9 protein-coding genes are annotated in these 10,571 nt (G+C 58.4%); 6 read left to right on the forward strand and 3 right to left on the reverse strand.

All coding sequences use genetic code 11. The features are described from left to right. Positions 1–333: 333 nt before the first annotated feature. From JHD07_RS09210 to JHD07_RS09225, 4 genes are all read left to right on the forward strand, one after another. Complete coding sequence (locus tag JHD07_RS09210; RefSeq protein ID WP_291621261.1) at positions 334–711, forward strand: hypothetical protein; 378 nt, start codon at positions 334–336, stop codon at positions 709–711. Between the two features lie 126 nt (positions 712–837). Then, positions 838–3,609 carry a DNA methyltransferase gene (locus JHD07_RS09215; protein ID WP_291621263.1) on the forward strand — a complete coding sequence of 924 codons (2,772 nt, stop codon included), beginning with the start codon at positions 838–840 and terminating at the stop codon, positions 3,607–3,609. Beyond that, positions 3,606–5,681, forward strand: coding sequence for a DEAD/DEAH box helicase (locus JHD07_RS09220; protein ID WP_291621264.1), 2,076 nt, complete (start codon positions 3,606–3,608; stop codon positions 5,679–5,681). The genes JHD07_RS09215 and JHD07_RS09220 overlap by 4 nt, the downstream gene beginning before the upstream one ends. After that, positions 5,671–6,855, forward strand: coding sequence for a GIY-YIG nuclease family protein (locus tag JHD07_RS09225; protein WP_291621266.1), 1,185 nt, complete (start codon positions 5,671–5,673; stop codon positions 6,853–6,855). Before JHD07_RS09220 ends, JHD07_RS09225 begins: the two co-directional genes overlap by 11 nt. Positions 6,856–6,957: 102 nt before the next feature. Here the strand turns inward: JHD07_RS09225 and JHD07_RS09230 are convergent, their stop codons facing one another. The 3 genes from JHD07_RS09230 to JHD07_RS09240 form a co-directional block, all read right to left on the reverse strand. After that, on the reverse strand, positions 6,958–7,629 hold the full coding sequence (locus JHD07_RS09230; protein ID WP_291621268.1) for a hypothetical protein: 672 nt from the start codon (positions 7,627–7,629) through the stop codon (positions 6,958–6,960). Then, the gene (locus JHD07_RS09235; protein ID WP_291621269.1) at positions 7,626–8,261 is read right to left on the reverse strand and encodes a hypothetical protein; all 636 of its coding nucleotides are present in this window, start codon (positions 8,259–8,261) and stop codon (positions 7,626–7,628) included. Before JHD07_RS09235 ends, JHD07_RS09230 begins: the two co-directional genes overlap by 4 nt. Positions 8,262–8,466: 205 nt before the next feature. Further along, positions 8,467–8,700 (reverse strand): hypothetical protein, encoded by a 234-nt coding sequence (locus tag JHD07_RS09240; RefSeq protein ID WP_291621271.1) that lies wholly within the window; start codon positions 8,698–8,700, stop codon positions 8,467–8,469. A gap of 389 nt (positions 8,701–9,089) precedes the next feature. Between JHD07_RS09240 and JHD07_RS09245 the strand changes: the two genes are divergently transcribed. Together JHD07_RS09245 and JHD07_RS09250 are read left to right on the forward strand one after the other, a co-directional pair. Beyond that, positions 9,090–9,278 carry a hypothetical protein gene (locus JHD07_RS09245; RefSeq protein ID WP_291621272.1) on the forward strand — a complete coding sequence of 63 codons (189 nt, stop codon included), beginning with the start codon at positions 9,090–9,092 and terminating at the stop codon, positions 9,276–9,278. A gap of 12 nt (positions 9,279–9,290) precedes the next feature. Next, on the forward strand, positions 9,291–10,451 hold the full coding sequence (locus JHD07_RS09250) for a tyrosine-type recombinase/integrase (RefSeq protein ID WP_291621273.1): 1,161 nt from the start codon (positions 9,291–9,293) through the stop codon (positions 10,449–10,451). The last annotated feature ends 120 nt before the right edge of the window (positions 10,452–10,571 follow it).

The raw sequence follows: 10,571 nt of genomic DNA on the forward strand, positions 1-10,571 counted from the left end.
GGCCTGCTGGCCACAATAGTACCGCCTGGGCGGCGGATTGTCCGAGCCGAAAGCATTCGATCATGATCTCGCCGTCGGCTAACGAGTTTGGTTGCGGCTATTGCCGCCGCAAAGGCGGACCCGCTGAGCTAGAGCGTTTTTGCGACGAGCTAAGGGTTGGGGATGTCTAAGATCGATCGCGACCGCATTTCGTCTTATTGCCCGAGCAGGCGCTTTCTGTAAAACGATTCAACGGTGCGGCTGCGGATCAATTCGGTTCGAGGTTCAACAACCTTGAGCAGATTACGTGATCATATTACTGAAACTCTCGTGTGCGGAGAATGAGATCAATCCATGTTTCGGAAAAAGGAGCCGTTGGTCAACAAACTCGGTCGAGAGATCAATCCGAAATTCAGAAGCCGACTTCCGCATATTCTGGAAGACGTTTGTCAACAGCTTCTGGTGATTGAACCAGCGATGACCGAGCTTAAGGTCGCGCTGGGAGAGTTTCTGGACTACCTGGACTTCGAGATTGAAAAGACTGCGTTCGCCATCGACAAGGCAAAACAAGGTGGCGCTGCCAGTCAGACCTCCAGCGATGAAGCATGGTTGGCAAGGCTGGAATCACTCCGTAAAGAATTCGACGCCGACAAGATGGTCTCGCCCGTCAAGCTGATACGCAAGATGGTCAGTACAGTCGAAGACGTCTTCGACATGCCCAAGGGTTTTTGAGGGTAGACTGCGCTCTAACGCTTGCACTTTGCGAGCCTAATCAGTTCACTGAGCGGTGCGTCTCCGGCGGATATCAGGCGGCCGCAGCAAAATAAGGTTTGGAAGCGATTCGGGGGTACGAAAATTATGAACGCCGTTGAGATCGAAGAAGCGGTATCGGCTCTCGCCGAGAAGCCGTTCGATCCTCTCGAATTCCCGTATTCGTTCCTTCAGGCCTTCGGGAACAAGGATACAACCATCAAGCGCCTGCGCTCCGGGACGTCGAACAAGTCGGATGTGGGCGGCGTCCTCCAAACCAGTAATATCCACCTCGCGGTCAGTCCGACGGGGGATGCGGCAAAGACCCTTGCCAGTCTTCGAGCCAGTCCAGCGACAGCCCGGGCCAAGGCGCGCTTCATCCTCGCAACCGACGGCATGGACTTCGAGGCGGAGGACCTGGAGAACGGTGAGACGGTTGCCTGCGCCTATGGGGACTTCCCCGACCATTTTGGCTTCTTCTTGCCACTTGCTGGCATCACAGCCGTAAAGCAGGTCCGCGAAAGCTCGTTTGATATCCGAGCGACTAGCCGTATGAACCGGCTCTACGTCGAGCTTCTAAAAGACAACCCCGAATGGGGCAGCGCCGCGCGCCGCCACGACATGAATCACTTCATGGCTCGACTGATCTTCTGCTTCTTCGCGGAAGATACCGACATTTTCGCTGGCAAGGACCTGTTCACCGACGCAATTGCTCGAATGAGCGAGCGCGACTCGTCGAATACCCATGAGGTGATTGGGCAACTGTTTCGCGCGATGAACACCAAACGGGAGGACCGGGTGAACGCCGGAATTCCCCGATGGGCCGACTCGTTTCCCTATGTGAACGGTGAACTCTTCTCCGGCAGTGTTGACACCCCGCGCTTCAGCAAGATCGCCCGATCCTATCTGTTGCACATCGGCGGTCTCGATTGGACGAAGATCAACCCTGACATCTTTGGATCGATGATCCAGGCCGTCGCCGAGGATGAGGAGCGCGGCGCGCTCGGCATGCACTACACATCCGTGCCGAACATCTTGAAGGTCCTCAATCCGCTGTTCCTCGACGATCTGCGCGACCGGCTTGAGGAAGCAGATGACAATCCCCGCAAGCTGCTCAATCTGCGCAACCGCATGGCGAAGATCAGGGTGTTCGATCCGGCCTGCGGCTCCGGCAATTTCCTTGTTATCGCTTACAAGGAAATGCGCGCCATCGAGCACGAGATCAACAAGCGGCGCGGTGAGGCGGACCGCCGCTCGGATATCCCGCTGACCAACTTTCGCGGCATCGAGTTGCGCGACTTCCCGGCCGAGGTCGCGCGCCTTGCTCTCATCATCGCCGAGTTTCAATGCGACGTGCTCTACCGCGGCCAGAAGGAAGCCTTGCAGGACTTCCTGCCGCTAGACGCGCAGAACTGGATCACCTGCGGCAATGCGCTGCGGCTCGACTGGCTTAGCATTTGCCCAGCGACCGGGACGGGCGTGAAGTTGCGCGGCGACGATCTCTTCGGCACGCCCTTGGATCAGGCGGAGATCGACTTCGAGAACGAGGGCGGTGAAACTTATATTTGCGGTAATCCGCCCTATAAGGGCGGGACAGAGCAGAAGCCCGATCAGAAATCTGATATGCGCCTCCTGTTTGATGGTCACTTCGAAACGTGGAAATCGCTCGACTACATCCTCGGGTTCTTCCTGAAGGCAAGGCAGTATCTCGATTGCACAAAGGCATCGGCAGCATTCGTGACAACGAACTCGGTATGCCAAGGCGAGCAGGTGTTTAGATTCTGGCCGAAGATCATCAGAAACGCGGTTCGCATTAATTTTGCCGTGACTTCGTTCAAGTGGAGAAATCTCGCGTCTCGCAACGCTGGTGTGACCGTTTGCATCGTGGGGCTATCCAGAAATCAGGGGCCAGCTAGGCTGTTCGATGGTGTCGGTGGCCAAGTGCGAGAGGTTGAGAACATAAACGCTTACCTGGTGCCCTACCGCGACGTGTACATTCAAAATGAAACGAAACCTCTACAGGGGCTCGCGCCTGTAGTGAATGGAAGCAAGCCAGCAGACGGTGGCGGCCTTATTTTTGACGCCGAAGTCGCTCGGCGACTGCGTGAACAGGCGCTAGATAGGCAGGACGTAATTCGCCCATTTTTCGGGGCGCATGACGCAACGCATGGGATCGGAAGGTACTGCATTTGGGCCTCGCAGGAGGACTACGAAGCTCTGCGTCACATATCCGCGTTTGGAGAGCGTTTTTCGATAGTAGCTGAAATGCGTAGCAAAAGCTCCAAAGAGCTAACAAAGGATGGGGCCTCTACTCCCTTCGCCTTTCAGCAAGTAAGGCAGATCGGCGATGAAATAGTATTCCAGATTCCTCGGCATTCCTCTGAGGAACGCGAGTTCTATCCAGTGGGACCGCTTCCAAGGGGATCAATCGTGGGTGACGGCGGATTCGCATTTTTCGATCCTCCACTCTGGAATGTGGCCGTTCTGGCTTCACGACTGGCCCTATGCTGGATTGGTGCCGTATGCGGAAAGATCAAGACCGATTATCGGTTCTCCAATACCCTCGGCTGGAACACGCTTCCGTTGCCGTCTCTCACCGACAAAAACAAGGCCGACTTGACCCGCTGCGCCGTGGACATCCTGCTGGCGCGCGAGGCTCATTTCCCGGCGGCCCTTGCCGACCTTTACGACCCCGATAACATGCCGGGCGATCTGCGTGCGGCGCACGGGCGCAATGACGAAGTACTCGAGCGAATCTATATCGGCCGCCGTTTCCGCAATGACACAGAGCGTCTGGAAAAGCTCTTTGAGCTTTACACCAAGATGATCGGGTCGCCGGTGGCTGCGGAGAAGAAGAAAACGGCGGGGGCAAGCGCGTGACCGACGACAAGAGAATCATTCCATCCATATCCGTTTCTTACTCCCACAACGGTTCATCGACGAAAGCCAACGCGCTCGGCATGCGGCCGATGCAGGAGCGCGCCTACGAACGGCGCGGCGAGCAGTATCTTCTCATTAAGTCGCCGCCCGCTTCGGGCAAGAGCCGAGCGCTGATGTTCATCGCGCTCGACAAGCTCGCCAATCAGGGCTTGAAGCAAGCCATCATCGTTGTACCGGAAAAGTCTATTGGGGCGAGCTTCCATGACGAGCCCCTGACCAAGTTTGGCTTCTGGTCCGACTGGACGGTTCGTCCGAAATGGAATCTTTGCGACGCACCGGGCTCCGACAACGGCGGCAAAGTTAATTCCCTTGGCGCGTTTCTCGACAGCGACGACAAGGTCCTAGTCTGCACCCACGCGACCTTCCGCTTCGCCGTGGACAAGTTCGGCGTCGACAAATTCGATGATCGGCTGATCGCGGTCGACGAATTCCACCACGTTTCCGCCGATCCGGATAGCAAGCTCGGCCAGCACCTCGGCGCGTTCATCGCCCGCGACAAGGTGCATATCGTCGCCATGACCGGCTCCTACTTCCGAGGCGACGCCATGCCGGTGCTAGCCCCGCAGGACGAGGCTAGGTTCGATACCGTCACCTACACCTACTATGAGCAGCTGAACGGCTACGAATATCTGAAGCAGCTGGATATAGGCTATTTCTTCTATTCCGGCTCCTATGCCGACGACATCCTCGCCGTCCTGGACCCTGCCGAGAAGACAATCATCCACATCCCGAGCGTGAATTCGCGCGAAAGCACGAAAGACAAGATCAGGGAGGTGGAGCACATCATAGAGGCTCTAGGCGACTGGCAGGGCACCGATCCGACGACTGGCTTCCAGCTGGTCAAACGACGCGACAGAGACGTGCTGCTGCGCATAGCCGATCTTGTTGATGACGATCCCGCCAAACGGGACAAGGTCTCAGCCGCGCTGAAAGACCCCGCGCAGAAGAATAATCGCGACCATGTCGACATCATCATCGCTCTCGGGATGGCGAAGGAAGGGTTCGACTGGATATGGTGCGAACACGCGCTGACTGTGGGCTATCGGTCCAGTCTTACGGAGATCGTGCAGATCATCGGCCGCGCGACCCGCGACGCGCCGGGCAAGACCCGCGCGCGCTTCACCAATCTGATTGCCGAGCCGGACGCCTCAGAGGACGCCGTTACGGAGGCGGTGAATGACACTTTGAAAGCCATCGCAGCCAGCCTGTTGATGGAGCAGGTCCTTGCCCCACGCTTCAACTTCACTCCGAAGAATCCGCAGAGCGGCCCGGTTGACGGCTTCGACTACGGCGAAGGCGGCTACGATCCAGCCAAGGGTAATGTCGGATTCAATCAGCAGACAGGGCAGTTCCACATCGAGATCAAGGGCCTTACTGAACCCAAGAGCAAGGAGGCAGCGCGAATCTGCACCGAGGACCTGAATGAGGTGGTTGCGGCCTTTGTGCAGGACAAGACGGCGATCGAGCGCGGGTTGTTCGACGACGAGCTTATCCCGGAGGAACTGACCCAGGTCCGAATGGGGAAGATCATCAAGGACAAATATCCCGAACTTGACGCGGAGGATCAGGAGGCCGTCCGCCAACACGCAATCGCGGCCCTCAACATCACGCAGCAAGCCAAACAGATCGCGCTTCGCGCGGCGGGCAATAATGAGGATTCTGAGCAGAGAGGCAACACCGCCCTTATCGACGGCGTGCGCAGGTTCGCGGTGGATGTGCGCGAGCTTGACATTGACCTGATCGATCGGATCAATCCCTTCGGCGAGGCTTACGCCATACTGGCCAAAACCATGAGCGAGGATAGCTTGAAACAGGTTGCGGCAGCGATTGCCGGTAAGCGGACGCAGATCACACCTGAGGAAGCGAAAGTGATCGCGAAGCGAGCGGTGGAGTTCAAGCGCGAGCGGGGCCGTATCCCTTCTGTTGCATCCACCGATTCATGGGAAAAGCATCTGGCCGAAGGTGCTGCAGCTTTCATGCGATTCAAGAGAGAAGGTCGCTATGACGATTGACCTCGATCTCGACGAACTTGAGAGAGAGCTTACCGACTTCGCTCCGCAGGACAAGAAGGGCGGTCGCTCGGCTCGCGAGGAGCGGATCATGGCGGGGTTCGAGGAAATCCAGCGGTTTGTCGAAACCCACGGCCGCGTCCCGCAGCATGGGGAAGATCGCGACATCTTCGAGCGGCTTTACGCGGTGCGCCTCGATCGACTGCGCGGTCTTGAGGACTGTCGTTCGCTTCTCGCGCCGCTCGATCGTCAGGGCCTCCTGAACAGTGAGGCGACCTCTCCCGCCGCGCCCGTCGAGACAATGGACGACGACGAACTGCTAGCCGAACTGGAAGGCGTAGAGGGCGCATCCGACATCACGGAACTGCGGCACGTGCGTACTGCTGCTGATAAGCGCGCTGCCGAGGAGATCGCGAATCGCACGCCCTGCAAGGACTTCGACACGTTCAAACCGGTATTCGCTCAGGTGAGGAAAGACCTTGAAAGTGGCTTGCGCCAGACGAGGCCCTTTCAGACGATGGCTGAGATCAAGAAGGGCGAGTTTTTCATCGTCGGCGGCCAGATTGCCTATATCGCGGAAGTTGGCGAGGAATTCACGACGCAGTACGAACGTCGTGATAGCCGGCTGCGCGTCATCTATGACAATGGCACAGAGAGCGACGTGCTATTGCGCTCTCTCCAACGTGCGCTTCACCGGGACGATGCTGGGAGGCGGATCACAGACCCGGCAGCGGGACCGCTGTTTGCCGACGAGAACGTCGAGGGTGACCTGGCTAGTGGTACGATCTACGTTCTTCGCAGTAGGTCCGACCACCCGGTAGTTGCGGCACATCGGGACGTTCTGCACAAGATCGGTGTGACAAACACAGACGTCGAGCGGCGTATCGCAAACGCGAAGCTCGATCCGACGTTCCTGATGGCCGAGGTCGATGTCGTCGCGACGTACGAACTTTACAACATCAACCGGTCCAAGCTCGAAAATGTCATTCACCGAGTCTTTGATCCGGCTCGCCTTGATGTGCAGATCAAGGATCGTTTCGGGAATCCAGTGACGCCTCGCGAATGGTTTCTGGTGCCGCTATTCGTCATCGACGACGCGGTTAGCCGTATCAAGGATGGCACCATCACTCACTACAGATACGATCCCAAAGCGGCAGCATTAGTCCGCACGTCGTAACTTCGATGACGTCCCTGCCGAGCCGCCCGGCGATAAACGTTCTCACGGACAAGAGCGGAATTTGTCTACGGGCGTTTGCCGCAAAGTGCGGCATGTCTCTAGCTACCCGCGCCACCAAATTCTCGTTCTCGCGGCCATGAAGGATGATGGCCATTGCTCCCAATCGGAAGGATCAGGTTCGGGTCCGCCTGGTGCGGGGAAGCCTGTTTCGGCGAGGGTGTCGCGGATAGCCTCTGCCTCCATCCTGTACTGGTCAACCAGTAACCGATTGGCGAGTGCCAGAATCGAGGCGCGCTGTTCATCACAAACTTGCGCAGCAAAGCGCAACGCCTGCGCAAGCAAAATGTGAACTGGCTTTTCCGCGCCCCTTGCACACGATTGCGCAAGTACGCCGGCGCTATCTAGGTCGCCTCTGCTAGACCTGAGCGCTTTTTGCTGATCGACGGCGAGGCAAGCTGCGATCCCACCGAGGTGGAACGCAAGCTCATTACGTAGCCAATCGGATGCGCTTGGATTCATAAGGGTCTCGATGCGCGTGCAGAAGTCTAAATGTTCATTTGGGTCAGCCGACCGGCGCTCGTCGGCGGCAGACACTGGTGGGTGGGTCATCATCAAACCCCGTACGCGCCTATGCTCGTCAACCCAAACAGTTATGAAAGAAGCGGGTTTGTTGACCATGCGGCCGACAACAGCGTGACCAGCCTCATGCAGAGCGGCGAAACGAAGTTCGCGGCGCATCGTTTCCGACAGCTGCTCGTTCTCACCAAGACTCAAGTGCTCTCCTTGGACCGCCTGTCTTGCGCGGCTGGCTTCTGAAGTGCGACCATCGCAGCAGCGGGCAAGGCCCGCGAGCCATTCGCAATTTGCTCACGATATTCCCTCGTGGCCGTGACGGCGTCGGCAGCGAACGTGCCCACCCTTTCGTGAAATGCTGTAGCGGAAGTCGCAGCCATTTCGCCGGACATGGTCAACGGCTGATACGCCGCGACGAAGGCTGCCAAGGCACTGTCCAATCCTCTCTTCGCCTTGATAGCGGCCTCAAGCATTTGGTCGACGCGCGCGGTTTCGATTCCGCGCGCTTCTTGATCTCTCGCTTCGGCAAGCCTAGCTGAGGCCGCCGAGCGCCTCCGCTGAGCGGCTGACAGAGCGTCGGCAAGATCGGCCATGCGGGTCTCGGTCAGGCGCAGCCTCTCGTTGACTTCAACGAGGTCCGCGCCGTCGAAGTCGATCGCCGGCGCCTCAAGCAGGTCGCGACGCTTTGAGATCGCGGCCTCGTGCTGATCACGGCTCTCACTCAGAGATCGTTCAATGCTTGCCGCGCGCTGTTCAAGTGCAGCGATCTCTCGCTGTAGAGCTTCGATCGGGTCGGCCGACTCACCCAGGCTGCGTACGATCTTTTTCAACATCACACCGCCTACGTACAAATTCGTCATGGCCCGTGAAGTTAACACAAGTCGACGCCGTTGCCAAAACGACCGGATTGCAGCGTGTGCCGATCGAGCATCGAGTTCAGCATGCACTCGCAGTGTCGCACGCGCGCTTATCGTCGAAGCCACCGACATCGGCGAGATAGGTGTGACTCTTTGCAAGCTGCGCTTACAAGAACAAAAATTATTCGCGCGCGGATGCATCGCCGGGCTGTGCAAACACGTCGAGCAAAGAAAACATGCTGCTGCGTCCGCGTCGGCGGATTGGGTCCGGGTCAGCGATCACCATGTGATATTTTCGGAGCCAGCTGTTCAGAGTTGCCAACTCTACGCCGAGAATTTCCGCGACCATGGCCGTTGGCAGCTTCGCTTCACCTTTCCTGAACTCGATCTCGGATTCGTCGTCGGTTCGCAGCATACCCCGCGCGGCTGTCCTCGCACTGGGTGGCGCAACCCGCGCTTCGCTACGTCCAAAAAACTCTGCTTGACGAGACATTCGCGGAGGCATCCCTTTGGATCATCGGGCGGCCAGCAAAAGGGTCCGAGTGGTGGGTAGAGCGGCCGACGAACGTGGTGATCCGGCCGGTTCGCGGGTGGTAAAATGATCCACGCCCGCGAAGTGTTTGGGGCAGATAATTGCTTTTTGAAGCGGGAGCGCTATATTAACAGCGCCAGACAGCCTCGGAGTCCCGGCCCGGGGTGCTGCCTCACCCCCGTTTGGGTGCCAAGGCTCGATATAAAAATAAGCAAGAGAGCGAGCGCCGCGCGGCTTTACCTCACCCGGGACCCACCCCGAGGTCATGCCCCATGAGCGCCAATCCGTGGCGTTTTAACCGCCGTGAAGTCTCGCGCGCTGTTAGAGCCGTGCAGGACGTCGGCCTTCACGTTCGCAATGTCGAGATCGCGCAGGACGGTACGATCAGAGTCCATGTCGGCGAGCCGGAGAAGCCGGGAGCGGCGGGCGGCAGTCATCAGGAATCGAGTGAGTGGGATTAGGGCAGGGGGACAATGGCTGATACCAAACTGGATTTCGTTCACAGCTTCAAAGACGCTCGCAAGAAGTGGAGGCATGTGTTTCGCCGCAAGGGCCAGAAGCGGGTCACGCTGCAGACGGGCAGTAAGCAGTTGGTGCTGACGCCTGAGTTGATGGACGCCTATTTCGCGCTGGTCGAAAAGACCGGCGGCGCAATACCGGTCGGCGAGATCGGCGCGAGCCGCACCAAGGCCGGGACCGTCGACGCGCTGGCGGTTGCTCTCTACAAGCACGATGTTTTCACCAAGGCGCTGGCGAAGGACACACAGGACACCTGGCGTCGCATCATTGACAATTTCCGCACATTCGAGACGCCAGGTGGTCGGCGTTACGGCGAAAACCGCATCGCGACCATAAGGCAAAAGAGCATCACCGCGTTTCTCGAAGGCAAAACCGCCAACGCGCAGAAGAATAACCTCAAGGCCGTTCGCTTCCTCATCCGATTTGCGATCTCGCAAGGCGAGTTGGCGCATGATCCGACCGAGAGCATCGCGACGCTGAAGAAGGCCGGACCGAAGAGTATCGGCCACATGACCTGGTTGGAGCCGCAGATCGCGCAATACCGCGAACACCACAAGCTCGGCACGGTAGCCCGCGTCGCGATCGAGTTGCTTTTGAACATCGCGTCCCGCCGATACGACGCGCACCTGATCGGAGACCAGCATATCCGCAACGGTCAGCTTGTTTGGCGGCCGCACAAGACACAGCGCTCCACAGGCAAGCTGCTGGCCATCAAGATCATGCCCGAACTGCAGGCCGCGCTCGATGCATTGCCGAAGGCAGCAAGAGCCGATGGCGTGCTGACGCTCCTAGTCAATGACTACGGCCGGCCGTTCGCGTCGGCAGCGGCATTCGGCAACAAGTTCGCCGACTGGTGTGTTGCTGCCGGCTTGAAGTCGGTGCTGTGCGATGATGGCCGCACGCGAAACTATCGCGCGCACGGCTTGCGCAAGGCCGCCTGCAAGCAGTTGGCGCATGCGGGATGCACCGCACCAGAGATCATGGCGGTGAGCGGTCACGCCACGCTCGCGCAAGTGCAAGTGTACATCGACGAGGTCGAGCAGGAGCGCATGGCGGCAGCGGCGATGGAGAAGCGCGCGGCCGCTGCGATCAAACCAGCAACGTCGAGTGGCTAACGGTTTTGAAAACAGTGGCTAACAGAGAGCCAAGATATTGAGATTGAAGGGGAAAATTCCGGTAGTGGCGATCCCGGCAGGACTCGAACCTGCAACCCGCGGAGTAGAAATCCGCTACTC

The sequence above is a fragment of the Bradyrhizobium sp. genome, assembly GCF_016462955.1.
Classification (GTDB): Bacteria; Pseudomonadota; Alphaproteobacteria; order Rhizobiales; family Xanthobacteraceae; genus Bradyrhizobium.

Excerpts from the sequence above, each read along its gene's own strand:
- JHD07_RS09215 (WP_291621263.1), top strand. The coding sequence starts at position 838 with ATGAACGCCGTTGAGATCGAAGAAGCGGTATCGGCTCTCGCCGAGAAG.
- JHD07_RS09210 (WP_291621261.1), top strand. The coding sequence starts at position 334 with ATGTTTCGGAAAAAGGAGCCGTTGGTCAACAAACTCGGTCGAGAGATC.
- JHD07_RS09225 (WP_291621266.1), top strand. The coding sequence starts at position 5,671 with ATGACGATTGACCTCGATCTCGACGAACTTGAGAGAGAGCTTACCGAC.
- JHD07_RS09250 (WP_291621273.1), top strand. The coding sequence starts at position 9,291 with ATGGCTGATACCAAACTGGATTTCGTTCACAGCTTCAAAGACGCTCGC.
- JHD07_RS09245 (WP_291621272.1), top strand. The coding sequence starts at position 9,090 with ATGAGCGCCAATCCGTGGCGTTTTAACCGCCGTGAAGTCTCGCGCGCT.
- JHD07_RS09235 (WP_291621269.1), bottom strand. The coding sequence starts at position 8,261 with ATGTTGAAAAAGATCGTACGCAGCCTGGGTGAGTCGGCCGACCCGATC.
- JHD07_RS09240 (WP_291621271.1), bottom strand. The coding sequence starts at position 8,700 with ATGCTGCGAACCGACGACGAATCCGAGATCGAGTTCAGGAAAGGTGAA.